This window comes from Pseudomonas sp. FBCC-B1667, from assembly GCF_059133255.1.
Genome location: NZ_CP101437.1, coordinates 2374116 through 2388227, shown reverse-complemented (window position 1 = coordinate 2388227; position 14112 = coordinate 2374116). Strand labels below are relative to the sequence as shown.

Here is a 14112-nt window from a genome sequence, read left to right as displayed (position 1 = left end):
TTTTTCTCATCCAACGCTTAGATGGTACAGATCCTGCTCTTCACCTACACCCCCGGCGTTCAGATCTGCCGGGGGCGTATCTAGATGAACTTGCATCAGCACCGTCTGACTACTAGAGAGAAAATAATGAAATCTGCCTTCAACACTTTTATTCCGGGCGCTTTGGCCCTCCTGCTGCTACTCCCTGCCGCCCTTCAGGCAAAAGAAGTCGAAACCCAACAGAAACTGGCGAACGTAGTCATCCTGGCCACCGGCGGCACCATCGCCGGCGCCGGTGCGAGCGCCGCCAACAGCGCGACATATCAAGCGGCAAAAGTCGGCATCGAACAGCTAATCGCCGGCGTTCCGGAACTCAGCCAACTGGCTAACGTTCGTGGTGAACAGGTCATGCAGATCGCCTCGGAAAGCATCACCAATGACAACCTGCTTCAGCTGGGCCGTCGCGTGGCCGAGCTGGCCGACGACAAAAACGTCGATGGCATCGTGATCACCCACGGCACCGACACACTGGAAGAAACCGCCTACTTCCTGAACCTGGTGGAAAAAACTGACAAACCGATCATTGTCGTCGGCTCCATGCGCCCAGGCACCGCGATGTCGGCTGACGGCATGCTCAACCTGTACAACGCCGTCGCCGTCGCCAGCAGCAAAGAAGCACGCGGCAAGGGCGTCCTCGTGACCATGAACGATGAGATCCAGTCGGGTCGCGACGTCAGCAAGATGATCAACATCAAGACCGAGGCGTTTAAAAGTGCATGGGGTCCACTGGGCATGGTGGTCGAAGGTAAATCCTACTGGTTCCGTCTGCCGGCCAAGCGCCACACCATGGACTCGGAATTCGACATCAAAACCATCAAGAGTCTGCCTGATGTAGAAATCGCCTATTCCTACGGCAATGTGAGCGATACGGCGTACAAGGCACTGGCGCAGTCCGGCGCCAAGGCGATCATCCATGCCGGCACCGGCAATGGCTCTGTTTCCTCGCGCGTCGTTCCGTCCTTGCAAGCCCTGCGCAAGGACGGCGTACAAATCATTCGTTCGTCTCACGTTAACGCAGGCGGCTTCGTACTGCGCAATGCCGAACAGCCTGACGACAAATACGACTGGGTTGTCGCGCACGACTTGAACCCGCAAAAAGCCCGCATCCTGGCCATGGTTGCACTGACCAAGACCAACGACAGCAAAGAGCTGCAACGGATGTTCTGGGAATACTGATTCGCCCTCGCCCGCCCCGTTCGGGCCGGGCACGCTCTTGACCACTCGTCAGCATTGACGAGTGGTTCACGCCTCAAGCAACACTCCCCCTGAAAGCTTTCTCCTCTTCCTACACCAAAAGGTAAAAACCGCCGTCAGAGGATTTTCTTGAATTTTAAGCAGTTGCGAAAATGCTTACAGTTAAATACTGTATGCACGTACAGCTTAATAAGGATAATCCTGTGGTCACACCCTCCGCTGCTCCTGACACCTATGCACGCATGGGTCTGCGCGTTCAGAAAATAATCAATTCCCCCACCGCTCAAAGAACCAAGGCAGCACTGATCTTCCGCCTGCCGGACGAACCAGTGGATGAGTGGGAGCAGTTGCTCGAAGAAATCGACGAGAACGACAACGTCACCCTCGCCTATCGCGACGATGGCGGCGTGCAGGTTTTCTGGGTCGTGCCAAAGGAAGATTGAGTCAATGAGTGTCCGCTGGTTTGCTTGGCTGGTTTTATTCATCTCCCTCGGGGCGCAGGCCGGCGCCCCACGCACCTTCAGTGAAGCCAAAAAAGTCGCCTGGAAACTGTATGCACCGCAATCCACCGAGTTCTATTGCGGCTGCAAATACACCGGCAACAAGGTGAACCTGGCCGCCTGTGGTTATGTGCCGCGTAAAAACGCCAAGCGCGCTTCACGCATCGAGTGGGAGCACATTGTCCCGGCGTGGCAGATCGGCCATCAACGCCAGTGCTGGCAGGCCGGTGGGCGCAAGAACTGCAGCCGTTACGATCCAGTATTCCAGAAGGCCGAAGCAGATTTGCACAATCTGGTGCCGAGCATTGGCGAGGTAAACGGCGATCGCAATAACTTCAGTTTTGGCTGGCTGCCAGTGCAGACCGGTCAATATGGCTCCTGCCTGACCCAAGTCGACTTCAAGGCCAAGAAGGTCATGCCCCGCCCTTCCATTCGCGGCATGATCGCCCGGACCTATTTCTACATGAGTAAGCAGTACGGCTTGAGCCTGTCGAAACAGGATCGCCAACTGTACGAAGCCTGGAACAAAACCTATCCGGTTGAAGCCTGGGAACGTCAGCGAAATCAGAGCGTGGCGTGCGTCATGGGGCGCGGTAACGAGTTTGTCGGGCCGGTGAACATGAAAGCCTGCGGCTAATGCCGCCGGAAAGTAGAAAGGCCTCGGTGTGAAAGCCGAAGCCTTTTGCTTTTCCAGGCACTGCGTTACTGGACCGCAGGACGCTCAAGCACCAGCAATTCGACATTCTGTTTCTTGGCCCGCGCCAGCGCTGCAGCCACTTCTGCCTGCTTGGCCTCGGTCTCGGCTTTTGAACTGAATGGCCCCATCAAAATGCGCGTCTTGCCGTTTTCCATGATGACGTTGGAGATGAAGCTGTGTTCAATCAACCAGCCACTCAGATCACTCACTGCCTGGGGTGTTTCGCCTCGCACTTCGAGGTCCCACTGCGGCCCGTTAGTCGCTGCGGGGGCGGAAACGACTGCCGGCTTCGTTTTTTGTGCATCAACACCCTTCCCTTCACCGCATCCAGCCAGCGCCAATACAGCGATTACCAAGACCATTTTGCGCACAACGGTTCCCTCTGAATGCCGAAAGCGGTGATTTTAACATTCATGAATACTTCCCGAGTGCCGCAAAATGGGCACAAAACAACGAGATTGATGGTTGCGGCCTCTGTATAGTTACGCCTTGGGAATTAATGCACCATCTGCGCGTCAGAAAGAGGCACCCAAACCGCGAGACTTCGCACTAATCTATACATACCACCGACCTCTGCACTGTTCGAATCAGGTGCCCTACAAGCAATCAAGGAGAAGACCATGCTGATACTCACCCGCAAAGTCGGTGAAAGCATAAATATTGGTGACGACATTACGATCACCATTCTGGGCGTGAGCGGCCAGCAAGTCAGGATCGGCATCAACGCCCCGAAAGACGTTGCAGTGCATCGCGAAGAAATTTATCAGCGCATTCAGGCTGGCCTCACCGCGCCAGACAAGCCACAAACTCCCTGAGTCCTGTTGCAGTCAGTAGCCAGCCCGTTCGCCCCGGACACCGGCTGGCTAAAGATTCGAGCGCCGCACGCCCGCCGGCTCGCTCCCCCTCTCCCGCCAAAACTTGAAGCCGATACTACCGGCATATCTCATGCCATGGCTGTCAGACGTTTCCGAATAACCCCGAGGAAGTAAGTGATCGCTCTCGGTTAACCAAAGGTTACCCCGCGCGCCATCCCCGTCCCTGCGATAACCATCAGCAACACCAGCAAGCCTTCGACATGACTGAAACGAGCAAACAGTTTTGCCCACGCGGTGTCGATCGTCGTGCCACGCCTAAGTGCAATCCGCCATTTGATCAGCGTCATCATGGGGGCAACTTCAAGCAGCAGGATCAGCACGAAAAGCGTCATCTTGAGGTGGAACAGTGGCTGGTGAAGGTAGTAATCGGTGCCTTTTTCGTACCCGCCAAAGGCCCGCATCCCACCGGTGATCAGGAGGATGACTGCAGAAATCCCCCATAGGTTATCGGCTATCAGCACGCGACGAGCCTCCCCTGTCCCGGCTGCCAGGCGCCTGAATGCCGTGCCGCGAGTCAAAACGGCCCAGAACGCCAGCGCAACAGCCAGCAGGTGAATTGCCGCAAGAGACCAATGAACCAGCATCGATGCACCCCATCAGACCGAGTTTGAGTTGGCCAGACAGTAGTAGCCCAAAAGATCGAGATTTGCGCGCTTGAGCGGGTCTTCGAAGGGGCAGGACAAATTTTAGGCAAAAAAAAATCCCAAGCAGCTGATGGAAGCTTGGGACTTAAAAATGCATAAACCGTGGTGGTGAACGCAGGGCGATAATATCCCAGCAATTCACTTGTAACAATATATTTTCGACCATTGGTCGGTTAATAAAGATCGTAAGCCATTAAATATCCACACTTTTTTCATTAGCCATGAACAAAAAGCGGGCCAACCCAATTCATCGCTAACGAAACCAACAGGCCTTATATAGCACTTGAAACATTACGTCACAGATCAACTAGACTCCACGCACAAGAGCTGAAGCGTTCTAGAAGCACCCGCTTTTGACTGCGAGCTCCCCTTTCACCTGAGTACACAAGCCATGTGTGAATCATGTGATTCAAAACCGCCTCAAACCGCGGTTAGTCGCCGTAAGCTCCTGATGTTTGCCGGCCTCGGCGCCAGCGCCCTGCTATTGACTGGCGCCCTGCCTGGCCAACTCCTACAGGCCGCCGAGATCACGGCGACACCACCAAAACCGCAAAACTCAATCAGCCCCGACGCAGCCCTCCAAAGGCTTATGGAGGGAAACGAGCGATATGTTTCCGGCACCTCCAAAACTCATGACTTCAAGGCTGAACGAGAAGCCCTGGTCATGGGCCAGAACCCGTTCGTGTCGGTGCTCAGTTGTTCTGACTCTCGTATCGCCCCCGAGTACGCCTTTGACACTGCCCGGGGAGATCTTTTCGCCATACGCATTGCCGGCAATTTCGTCACTGATGAGGGTTTGGCCAGCCTTGAATACGCTGTCGCAGTGCTCGGCTCACCACTGATCCTCGTGCTCGGACATGAAGACTGCGGTGCGATTAACGCAGGTATCAAGGCGGTAAAAGATCACACCATTTTTCCTGGTCACATCCCAAAACTGACTGACGCACTCAGGGGCTCTATCGAGATGGTGCTTAAGGAGCCAGGGAGCCTTCCCGCTAATGCGGTAGCGCAAAATGTCAAAGACTCGGTCGAGCGACTAAAAAATGCTTCCCCCCTGCTGACTGACGCCCTCACCAAAGGCAAGCTGAAAGTAGTGGGCGGCGTTTATCGCCTGGCCACCGGAAAAGTGGACCTGATCGCCTGATTCAAACACCGGTCATTGGCATAGCCAGATGAGAAGAGCCCAGCGCAATGGCTGGGCTCTGATTACCATCTGAGATCCATCATATTGTCAGCAAGCGCCTTGGCTCTTTCGATCACAGGTTCTGCCTGTCTTCGTGAGTAGCCCCCACCCACGACCGGAGGCCGTCAGGTGCTTCAGCAATCAATGCAGCGCAGAAGAACTGAACCGCCTCTTACCTGGATCGAACCACGATCGTAGAAGCGAGCATATCGCCCAGTCGCTTGCGCGAACCAAAGAATATAAAGATCCAGTCAAAAATACTCAGGAACGGCGTGGTGATATTGCGCATAAATGATTGATAAAGATTGCAGTTAAGGTAGCTGCGCTCATCAATCACGGACATGCCCAACAATTTTTTCCCAACACTTTGGCCCTTGGGCATCGCATCGGAAAACAGGTAATAACCCGCACCGGCGCCCAGCGCCAAAATGCCGACCACGGTGGGTGGCAGACCTATGAAGTCGCCCATTCGACCGAAAAACAGGAACAGAAAGAACGTGATGAGTGAGTCAATCATTTGCCCGCCCCACCGACGCCCCAGACCCGCCAGGTTTTTTGGCTTTTGATATTCGTTTTGAGCGTCGCTGACTTCCATGCGTCGTCGCCTGTTGATGTTGGTTACAGGCGTATCGGCACCAGATTAGTAACACTTAATGGCGCACTGAAATCTAAAGCGAGGCGAGCACTCTCGCCTAAATGGTGTCCGGTTTCATTAGACCAGTACAATCCCACCCGAAAACGAACTGATATCGGCGTTCACATTGCCCAGTGTGAACGAACCCGATATTTTGTGAACGTTCTGAAGAAATCCAAAGACAACAAAAAAGGGCCCACCTTTCGGTGAGCCCTTCTAGACCGCCCAGCAGAGCGGATTTTGTTTGGTAGGCGCGATTGGACTCGAACCAACGACCCCCACCATGTCAAGGTGGTGCTCTAACCAACTGAGCTACGTGCCTGCTGTGAGGCGGCATTCTACGGAATTCCGGAGGGGTGTCAACACCTTTTTTCGAGCTAACCCTATGAATATGCAAAATATTTAATTTTGCGGTGGTGAAGAAGATTTTCCGGTGGCTGGCGGTCGATTTTTAACTCGGGTAGGATCAAGGCACTCGTAAAATATATTAAACAGAGGCAGCAGGATGGCGAACACTTCCTACCCAGAGTCCTATTACGCCGCATCGGCCAATGCGGTTCCGCCGCGCCCGGCCTTGCAGGGTGAAGTAGAGACGGATGTCTGCGTGATCGGTGCCGGTTACACCGGTCTGTCCTCTGCCCTGTTTCTGCTGGAGAACGGTTTCAAGGTAACGATTCTGGAAGCGGCCAAGGTTGGTTTTGGTGCATCGGGCCGTAACGGCGGTCAGATCGTCAACAGCTATAGCCGCGATATCGATGTGATCGAGCGTAGCGTCGGACCCAAGCAAGCACAGTTACTTGGGCAGATGGCGTTTGAGGGTGGGCGGATCATCCGTGAGCGGGTTGCCAAATATAATATCCAGTGCGACTTGAAAGACGGCGGTGTGTTCGCGGCCATCACAGCCAAGCAGATGGGTCATCTGGAATCGCAGAAGCGCCTGTGGGAACGTTTCGGTCATACGCAGCTTGAGCTGTTGGATCAGCGTCGTATCCGTGAAGTGGTGAATTGCGATCAGTATGTCGGCGGCATGCTCGACATGAGTGGCGGGCACATTCACCCGCTCAACCTGGCGCTGGGCGAAGCGGCAGCCGTTGAGTCGCTGGGCGGCACTATTTATGAGCAGTCGCCAGCGGTGCGCATCGAGCGCGGCGCGAGTCCGGTAGTGCATACGCCAGAGGGCAAGGTCAGGGCCAAGTTCATCATCGTGGCGGGCAATGCTTACCTGGGCAATCTGGTGCCAGAACTGGCGGCCAAATCGATGCCCTGTGGGACACAGGTGATTACCACCGAACCACTGGGCGAGGCATTGGCGAACAATCTGCTGCCGCAGGATTACTGCGTCGAGGACTGCAATTATCTGCTCGATTATTATCGCCTGACGAGCGACAAGCGGCTGATCTTCGGCGGCGGCGTAGTGTATGGCGCGCGGGACCCGGCGAACATCGAGGCGATCATTCGACCAAAGATGCTCAAGGCGTTCCCGCAGCTCAAGGACGTGAAAATCGACTACGCCTGGACCGGCAATTTCCTGCTGACCCTGTCGCGCCTACCGCAGGTGGGACGGATCGGTGACAACATCTACTATTCCCAAGGCTGCAGTGGTCACGGCGTGACGTATACGCACCTTGCGGGCAAGGTGCTGGCCGAGGCGCTGCGAGGTCAAGCGGAGCGTTTTGATGCGTTTGCCGATCTGCCGCACTACCCGTTCCCTGGCGGACAATTGCTGCGCACACCGTTTGCGGCGCTGGGTGCCTGGTACTACGGGCTACGGGACAAACTCGGATACTAATACAAAAAAGGGGCCGTTGAATGCGGCCCCTTTTTTTGCAGGAGTGTTTACAGCTTGTTCCGCGCAATACCGCTGCGGATTCGCAAGATGTCAGCAAGTACCGCGACGGCGATTTCAGCGGGTGTCTTGCTGCCCAGGTTCAATCCGATCGGCGCATGAATCCGCGCCAGCTCGGCCTCCCCCAACCCACCAATCCGGCGCAACCGTTCAAAGCGCTTTTGCGAGGTCTGCATGGACCCCATCACACCGATGTAAAACGCCTCAGTGCGCACCGCCTCCATCATCGCCAGGTCATCAATGCGCGGATCATGGGTCAACGCCACCACCGCCGTGTCGCTGTGGCAACCGCCATCAGCAATGAACACCGAGGGCAACTGACGACGAATGTCGACGTTTTCCAAGACCACGCCTTGCAGCACCTCGTCGCGCGGATCACAAAGAATCACTTCGAAACCCAACCCGACGGCAAACTCTGCACAGGCCTGAGCAACCGAGGAATACCCGGCCAGCAACAAGCGCTGGGCCGCACCGATCCGCACGCGCACCCGATCGATCTCTCGCTCAATGCGCACGCCCTGCTCGCGATCATCGAACAGGCTGCGCGCACCGCTGGTCAGATCGACTTCGCGGATCAGCCGACGCTGACCCAACAGCGCCGACTCCAGTTCTCGCAGATGCGCCTGAACCTCACAAACCGGCTCAAGCTTCTCCACCAACACATCGAGCACACCACCACAGGGCAAGCTCACCCGAGAGCGCGGATCATCGCCATCGCCATAACGAACAACGCTGACTGCCTCAAGAAACGCCCCTTCGGCGACTCGTTCGAGAAAATCCTCCTCGACGCAGCCGCCCGACAGCGAACCGATCCATTGCCCGTCAGCGTTCACCGCCAGCAGCGAACCCGGCGCCCGCGGCGCCGAACCGTAGGTGGCGAGTACCGTGCACAGCCAGACACGCTGGCCGGCCGACGACCATTGCAGCGCCCGGCGCACAACTTGCAGATCGAGATGCTGCATGTCAGTGCGCCTTGTGCTCGAGCGGCGGCGCATCAGCCCGCAACTTCTGCACGTCCTTCACCGCCAGATCACCCGGCTGGCCACCCCAGCCCTCACGCAGGTAGTTCAGCAGATCCGTCAGTTGCTCGTGACTGAGCTTCTCGGCGAACCCAGGCATCGGCTGCATGTGCTCGAACCCGGTAAACTTCTGCTCACCGATCCCGTCGTCGATCACCCGCACCAGGTTGCGCGGGTCTTCCAGACGCAACGTGGTGTTCCCGCGCATGGCCACGGCGATGTGGGGCTTGCCTTCGCCACCGACCGCGTGGCAACCGGCGCAGACGTTCAGGTATTCCTGACGGCCGCGCTGGGCGCTCGCAGTAAGTTTGTCAAACGGCACATCCGCCAGCACCTTGGCTTGCGGCGGTTGATCGCCGAGCAAGAAGGTCGCCATCGCCGCGAGGTCCGGGTCATTGAGGCCCTGGGTGCTGTTGTGGAACACCGGGAACATTTCATTGAACATCGTGCCCTGGGCGCTCATGCCGTGCTTGAGGAACGAGCTCAGGTCTTGATGGTTCCAGCCGCGAGCCGCCAGGTCATTGGCCAACAGGCTTGGAGCCAGATAGCCGTTGAGTACGCCGCCGGTCAGGCGCTTGTCCTGCTGCATCGCACCTGGCAAACCGCGCGGGGTGTGGCATTCGCCGCAGTGACCGAGCACGTCGACCATGTACTGGCCGCGTTTGAAGGCGTCGCTTTTACCCTCGGTGGACGAAAGCTTCACGTCCTTGCCGTAGAGCATGTTCCAGCCCATCAGACCCAGGCGCATGTTGAACGGAAAGCTCAGGCTGGTGACCGGCGCTGCGCGCTCGATCGGCTCGACGGTTTTCAGGTACGCGTGAATCGCGTCCGAATCGTCGCGCGGGATCAGGTGATACGAGGTGTACGGCATCGCGGGGTACAGGTTGGCGCCATCACGGCGCTTGCCTTCGGTGAGCGCGGCGAAGAACTCGTCATCGTTATAGAGGCCGATGCCGTGTTCTTTGCTCGGGGTAATATTGGTGCCGTAAATCGTACCGAACGGCGAGACAATCGGCAGACCGCCCGCGTACGGCGCGCCGCCCGACGCGGTGTGGCAGGCCATGCAGTCAGCGGCACGAGCAAGGTATTCGCCGCGCTTGACCTGATCTTCCGCGTGCGCCAGCAACACCGGCGCAGCCAGACCGACCGCCAATGCCAGGCGGGAAAGTAGTTGCTTCATGCTTAACCCTCCTTGACCAGGCCGAGATCGGTCAGCACGTTGCGCGTCGCGCTGTAGTAACGCACGTAGCCTGTGCAGCGGCAGATGTGGTGACCGAGGCTATCCTCGATGACTTTTTCCAGCTGGCTTTTGACGATCGGCCGACGCTGCAGCTTTTCCACCAACACGGTCGCGGCATTCACGAAGCCCGGGGCGCAATAGCTGCACTGGAAGGCAAACTCGTCGACGAAACGCTGTTGGATCGGGTTCAGCTCAGTGACTTTTCCTTCCTCGTCGCGTTTCGCGTGGCCTTCGATGGTGCGTACTTTTTTGCCCTCGAAGTAATGCGCGCCGGTGATGCAGGTGCGCACTTCTTCGCTGGTGCCGTCCGGGTTGTCGACGATCACCACACAAGCGTGGCAGATGCCCTGACCGCAGCCCAAGCGCGAGCCGGTGAGGTTTTTGTATTCGTGCAGGTAGTCGATCATCGGCAGGTCATCAGGGATGTCCACCGGGCCGACGGATTGACCGTTGAGAGTCAGTTGAAGCGGACGGTTAGCCATTGAGGGCCTCCTTGATGCGTGCAGAAGTGATAGGCAGGTCGCGGACCCGTTTGCCAATGGCGTGTGCCACGGCGTTACCGATGGCACCGACCACCGGGATCATCACCACTTCGGCGATGCCCTTCGACGGATCACTCGGCGACAGCGGCGGCAGGATTTCAGCCGTCTGCTTCCAGACCGCTACGTGGCGCGCCATCGGCAAGCGGTAACGGTTGAAGTTCCAGTCACCCTCCCCTGGCCCGCCTTCGTACAGCGGCATCTCTTCCATCAGCGCATGGCCGATGCCCATGGCGATCCCACCTTCGAGCTGCCCCTTGACCAGTTCTTCCACCAGCACCCGACCGCACTCGACCCACGAATGGTGATTGAGCACCTGAACTTCGGCCGAACCTTTGTTCACTTTCAGCTCCACCAGCGTCGCGACAGGGCTGTAGTAAGTCACCATCGCGTTGTTCAACTGAGTGTCCGGGTAGTGCACGTTCTGGCGATCCAGCAGATGGAAACCGGCGCTATTCATCTGCGCTTTTTTCACGTTCGGCGCGCCGTCGCCGTACTTGACGGCCAAGCCGTCGAGCGGCAGACGTTCACGCACGCCATCGATGCTGAACTCGGCCTCGGCCCAACTCCATCGGTTGAAGCCGTGCACAGTCGCGCCAGTGACCAGGCCCTTCTCGTGAGCGTGCATGGCCAGCTGTTCAAAGCTCAGCGGCTGCATGCCGTTGGCGGTGAGCTTGCCGTCGACCCAATGCGCATCTTCGCGACGCACCACGTAAGGGTTGGCAGAACCACCGTAAGGGCCCTGGCTCCAGATCTGCAGCGCCGCCGGCCACAAACCATGGTTGAACAGCACACGCGCGGCTTCGCGCGTGGCGTGGCTGAAGTAGTAGGCCGAGTTGGTGGCCGACGATGCCGAGGCGATCTTGCCGACCCAGCGCGGGTTACGCAGCAGGCTGTCCTGCTCAGCCTGACTCATGATGTAAGGGTTGCCGCTGCTGATCAGCTGCAACTCTTTCCATTCGGTCTCCCCAGTTTTAACTTCAGTCGCTGCGATGCCGAGGAAATCGGCGACAACCAAGGCTTGCGAGGTCGACATGCCGGTGCCGATTTCGATACCGATGTGGCGCAGGGTGATGTGACCTTGCGCGGTGAACTCGATGCTCGCCATCGGCGCTTCTGAACCGGTGCCGAAGTCTTTCTGGCAGATGGCGAAACCAACGCCGTACCAGTTGTCCGGATCCTGCGCTTCACGCTGCTTTTTGATCGCATCGCGATTTTTCCAGACGTCGTGAACGGCGGCCTTGTCGAGAATCTCGTGCAAGCGCAACGCACCCGCTGGCACCGCGCCCTGGGTGTTTTTCATGCCCGAGACCATGGCGTTTTTCTTGCGCAGGTCAATCGCGTCGATGCCGAGGCGATCGGCAATTTCGTCGACCATCATCTCGGTGGACGCCATGCTTTGCAGGGTGCCGTAACCACGCATCGAGCCGGCTTCAACGGCGCGAGAATGATAGGCGGTGACCTGCAAATCGTTTTGCGGCATGTAGTAGATCGACTGCGCGGCCGTGGCGCCAACTGCGGCCACAGATGGGCTGTAGTTGACACGGCCACCGCCGTCGACACTCATTTCGGCGCGGAAAATCTTGAAGCTGTGATCGGTTTTGTCCACGGCCAATTGATAGCGGATGTCGAACGGGTGACGCTTGATGCCGCTCTGGAATTGCTCGTAGCGGTCGTTGGCCAGACGCACCGGCACACCCGCGCCGTACAACGCCGCGAGGGCTGCGTAGTAGACAAAAATGTTGTGGTCTTTGGAACCGTAACCCACGGTGTAACCCGGGTGCATATTGAGGTTGGCCAGGCCGAAGCGCGACGGTGCGATCATCTTCGCGGTGTCGGTCGCCGCTTCCAGTGGGCACTGGGTCGCCACCACGAAATGCAGGGTTTTGGTTGCCGGATCGTACCAGCCATTGCCGTTGTCGGGCTCCATGGCGGCGGGTTCGATCGAAGGGGTTTTATAGCGCTCGTCGAACACCAGCCAGTTGTCCGGCGGCGTGTCGATTTGCTGCTTCATGCGATCGGCATAGAACAATCCGCGCTCGGTCAGGTTGCCGTGCAGGTTCGGCTGGGAATTCCACACCGGGCGACGGTTTTTCAACATCGGAAACAGGATCGAGTCCTTGAGGCTGGCGAATTCGTCTTCGTCTGCCGAAGTCGCCCCGCCCACGCGCACGTAGCGGAAACTGCCGTAGGGATCGCTTTCGTAGAACGGCACTTGTGCACCGTAACGAATCGCTTTGTCATTGAATTTGAGTTTGGCCTTGGCTTGACGGAAACGCTCGAAGTCGTTCCAGATCAGGATTGCCACCGGGTGACCGATGAACATCGGCACCTTGCCTTCCGGCAACAGCGGATCCGGCGCGTGCTCTTCCGGGAAGACGATGCCGTCTTTCTCCAGATCAGCGGCGGTGACGATGCGATCAGGCTGCAGTTCGGCGCCAAGCCACGACAGGTCCATGCCCGCGTAGATGCGGTCGGCCTTGATCGTTTTCAGCAGCATCGCGTGGCCTTGCTGCTGCGGCCAGCCCGGCATGTCCTTGGCGCGGATGTCGCGGGCAAAGACTTTGCTGCCGCAGACCTTGGACAAGGCGTCATTACGCGAGCGTGCCTTGCCGTTGTTGCCGAGCCATTGCTCGGACGGCACGGTCACGCTGTTTTCCATCAAGGCGGCGAGCGCCTGACTGCTGAGCGGTGTGAGCGTCACGCTCACACCTGCCACCAGCCCGCCCTGAAGGAACGAGCGCCGGGATATTTCACGGTTGGACATGGATCATCCTCTGGACGGTTACAGGCCCGCCCTTCTGATTATGTTCTGGAAATCTCGAGTCGTGCAGAAGCCCTTTTTGACGAAACGAAGGGCTGAAATGAGAGTGCAAAGCTGACCGAAAGGTTAAGTTTATAGGCTTATGCACCTGCGGCAAACAGCCTCACACAAAAAAACTGACCAGCGAATCAAAAAACTGTGTTTTTTCAGTGTAAAGAATTGATCAGGCAAGCGGATGCACCGCCAAGGTCAGCCCGGCAGGACGGCGTCGTCGCGACAAACTTAGAGGCAGCATAGAAGAAGGCAGGCACGAAGGCCCGGCAAGGAAGACTGCAAGCGGAGAAAAGCCAAATTACAGACACAAAAAACCCCGGTCTTTCGACCAGGGTCTTTGCTATCGACTCGAAGTAAACACTGGCAAACCAGCATTTTACTTCGTAGCTCCAAGGCGTTCAGTAGGCCTTGTAGCAGATATGGCGCAGCGGACGGGACTCGAACCCGCGCCCCCCGGCGTGACAGGCCGGTATTCTAACCGACTGAACTACCGCTGCGTATCGCTTTGGACTTTCATCCAAGTAACTCGTCTGATTGAAAACTCAGAAGCTTTCCAATCTCGAACCAGATAAATCTGACTCGGCAAATATGGCGCAGCGGACGGGACTCGAACCCGCGACCCCCGGCGTGACAGGCCGGTATTCTAACCGACTGAACTACCGCTGCGCGTCGGTGGAGGCATTTCAGCCTACCTCTTGCTTTCGCAAGTACCTCGGAAGTGGTGGGTGATGACGGGATCGAACCGCCGACATTCTGCTTGTAAGGCAGACGCTCTCCCAGCTGAGCTAATCACCCGTTTGCATCTCCGAGGCCGCGAAATTTACGCAGGTACCGAACCTAAGTCAATAGCAGGATTGAAGTTTTTTCAAAACAGCTGCAAGAGA

13 protein-coding genes and 4 tRNA genes are annotated in these 14112 nt (G+C 57.4%); 6 read left to right on the top strand and 11 right to left on the bottom strand.

The features are described 5' to 3' along the window. Positions 1 to 126: 126 nt before the first annotated feature. The 3 genes from NL116_RS10715 (at position 127) to NL116_RS10705 (ending at position 2370) form a co-directional block, all read left to right on the top strand. A complete protein-coding gene (locus NL116_RS10715) occupies positions 127 to 1215 on the top strand; it encodes an asparaginase (RefSeq protein WP_494377124.1) in 1089 nt (362 codons plus the stop codon). Between the two features lie 170 nt (positions 1216 to 1385). Next, positions 1386 to 1676 (top strand): DUF1654 domain-containing protein, encoded by a 291-nt coding sequence (locus tag NL116_RS10710; protein WP_494377123.1) that lies wholly within the window; start codon positions 1386 to 1388, stop codon positions 1674 to 1676. A 4-nt stretch (positions 1677 to 1680) separates the two neighbouring features. Next, on the top strand, positions 1681 to 2370 hold the full coding sequence (locus NL116_RS10705; RefSeq protein ID WP_494377122.1) for an endonuclease: 690 nt from the start codon (positions 1681 to 1683) through the stop codon (positions 2368 to 2370). Between the two features lie 65 nt (positions 2371 to 2435). On the opposite strand, the gene NL116_RS10700 is transcribed toward NL116_RS10705, so the two are convergent. Next, the gene (locus NL116_RS10700) at positions 2436 to 2801 is read right to left on the bottom strand and encodes an SPOR domain-containing protein (RefSeq protein ID WP_494377121.1); all 366 of its coding nucleotides are present in this window, start codon (positions 2799 to 2801) and stop codon (positions 2436 to 2438) included. Positions 2802 to 3050: 249 nt separating this feature from the next. On the opposite strand from NL116_RS10700, the gene csrA reads away from it, so the two are divergent. After that, on the top strand, positions 3051 to 3245 hold the full coding sequence (gene csrA, locus NL116_RS10695; protein ID WP_007938114.1) for a carbon storage regulator CsrA: 195 nt from the start codon (positions 3051 to 3053) through the stop codon (positions 3243 to 3245). 188 nt (positions 3246 to 3433) lie between these two features. On the opposite strand, the gene NL116_RS10690 is transcribed toward csrA, so the two are convergent. Further along, complete coding sequence (locus NL116_RS10690; RefSeq protein ID WP_494377120.1) at positions 3434 to 3889, bottom strand: DUF2214 family protein; 456 nt, start codon at positions 3887 to 3889, stop codon at positions 3434 to 3436. 451 nt (positions 3890 to 4340) lie between these two features. On the opposite strand from NL116_RS10690, the gene NL116_RS10685 reads away from it, so the two are divergent. Beyond that, positions 4341 to 5093: a carbonic anhydrase gene (locus NL116_RS10685; RefSeq protein ID WP_494377119.1), complete on the top strand. Its 753-nt coding sequence runs from the start codon at positions 4341 to 4343 to the stop codon at positions 5091 to 5093. 211 nt (positions 5094 to 5304) lie between these two features. Here NL116_RS10685 and NL116_RS10680 read toward each other — a convergent pair whose 3' ends face one another. After that, the gene (locus NL116_RS10680) at positions 5305 to 5727 is read right to left on the bottom strand and encodes an RDD family protein (RefSeq protein WP_494377118.1); all 423 of its coding nucleotides are present in this window, start codon (positions 5725 to 5727) and stop codon (positions 5305 to 5307) included. Between the two features lie 284 nt (positions 5728 to 6011). Beyond that, a tRNA-Val gene (locus NL116_RS10675) sits at positions 6012 to 6088 on the bottom strand. Positions 6089 to 6271: 183 nt separating this feature from the next. Here NL116_RS10675 and NL116_RS10670 point away from each other — a divergent pair. Continuing rightward, on the top strand, positions 6272 to 7555 hold the full coding sequence (locus NL116_RS10670) for an NAD(P)/FAD-dependent oxidoreductase (RefSeq protein ID WP_494377117.1): 1284 nt from the start codon (positions 6272 to 6274) through the stop codon (positions 7553 to 7555). Positions 7556 to 7602: 47 nt separating this feature from the next. Here the strand turns inward: NL116_RS10670 and NL116_RS10665 are convergent, their stop codons facing one another. The 7 genes from NL116_RS10665 to NL116_RS10635 all read right to left on the bottom strand — a co-directional run bounded on the left by NL116_RS10665 (position 7603) and on the right by NL116_RS10635 (position 14023). Continuing rightward, positions 7603 to 8574 carry an XdhC family protein gene (locus NL116_RS10665; RefSeq protein WP_494377116.1) on the bottom strand — a complete coding sequence of 324 codons (972 nt, stop codon included), beginning with the start codon at positions 8572 to 8574 and terminating at the stop codon, positions 7603 to 7605. Position 8575: 1 nt separating this feature from the next. Then, a complete protein-coding gene (locus NL116_RS10660) occupies positions 8576 to 9811 on the bottom strand; it encodes a c-type cytochrome (protein WP_494377115.1) in 1236 nt (411 codons plus the stop codon). A gap of 2 nt (positions 9812 to 9813) precedes the next feature. Further along, positions 9814 to 10353 carry a (2Fe-2S)-binding protein gene (locus NL116_RS10655; RefSeq protein ID WP_494377114.1) on the bottom strand — a complete coding sequence of 180 codons (540 nt, stop codon included), beginning with the start codon at positions 10351 to 10353 and terminating at the stop codon, positions 9814 to 9816. Further along, positions 10346 to 13177, bottom strand: a complete 2832-nt coding sequence (locus NL116_RS10650) for a xanthine dehydrogenase family protein molybdopterin-binding subunit (RefSeq protein WP_494377113.1) — start codon at positions 13175 to 13177, stop codon at positions 10346 to 10348. Before NL116_RS10650 ends, NL116_RS10655 begins: the two co-directional genes overlap by 8 nt. 471 nt (positions 13178 to 13648) lie before the next feature. Further along, positions 13649 to 13725: transfer RNA gene (locus NL116_RS10645), tRNA-Asp, on the bottom strand. 92 nt (positions 13726 to 13817) lie between these two features. Continuing rightward, positions 13818 to 13894, bottom strand: a tRNA-Asp gene (locus NL116_RS10640). A gap of 53 nt (positions 13895 to 13947) precedes the next feature. After that, positions 13948 to 14023: transfer RNA gene (locus tag NL116_RS10635), tRNA-Val, on the bottom strand. Positions 14024 to 14112: the final 89 nt, after the last annotated feature.

What these genes read in the sequence shown, in the direction of transcription:
- NL116_RS10650 (WP_494377113.1), bottom strand. Translation starts at nt 13,177, where the DNA reads ATGTCCAACCGTGAAATATCCCGGCGCTCGTTCCTTCAGGGCGGGCTG.
- NL116_RS10670 (WP_494377117.1), top strand. Translation starts at nt 6,272, where the DNA reads ATGGCGAACACTTCCTACCCAGAGTCCTATTACGCCGCATCGGCCAAT.
- NL116_RS10660 (WP_494377115.1), bottom strand. Translation starts at nt 9,811, where the DNA reads ATGAAGCAACTACTTTCCCGCCTGGCATTGGCGGTCGGTCTGGCTGCG.
- NL116_RS10690 (WP_494377120.1), bottom strand. Translation starts at nt 3,889, where the DNA reads ATGCTGGTTCATTGGTCTCTTGCGGCAATTCACCTGCTGGCTGTTGCG.
- NL116_RS10665 (WP_494377116.1), bottom strand. Translation starts at nt 8,574, where the DNA reads ATGCAGCATCTCGATCTGCAAGTTGTGCGCCGGGCGCTGCAATGGTCG.
- NL116_RS10680 (WP_494377118.1), bottom strand. Translation starts at nt 5,727, where the DNA reads ATGGAAGTCAGCGACGCTCAAAACGAATATCAAAAGCCAAAAAACCTG.
- NL116_RS10685 (WP_494377119.1), top strand. Translation starts at nt 4,341, where the DNA reads ATGTGTGAATCATGTGATTCAAAACCGCCTCAAACCGCGGTTAGTCGC.
- NL116_RS10715 (WP_494377124.1), top strand. Translation starts at nt 127, where the DNA reads ATGAAATCTGCCTTCAACACTTTTATTCCGGGCGCTTTGGCCCTCCTG.
- NL116_RS10705 (WP_494377122.1), top strand. Translation starts at nt 1,681, where the DNA reads ATGAGTGTCCGCTGGTTTGCTTGGCTGGTTTTATTCATCTCCCTCGGG.
- NL116_RS10710 (WP_494377123.1), top strand. Translation starts at nt 1,386, where the DNA reads ATGCTTACAGTTAAATACTGTATGCACGTACAGCTTAATAAGGATAAT.
- csrA (WP_007938114.1), top strand. Translation starts at nt 3,051, where the DNA reads ATGCTGATACTCACCCGCAAAGTCGGTGAAAGCATAAATATTGGTGAC.
- NL116_RS10655 (WP_494377114.1), bottom strand. Translation starts at nt 10,353, where the DNA reads ATGGCTAACCGTCCGCTTCAACTGACTCTCAACGGTCAATCCGTCGGC.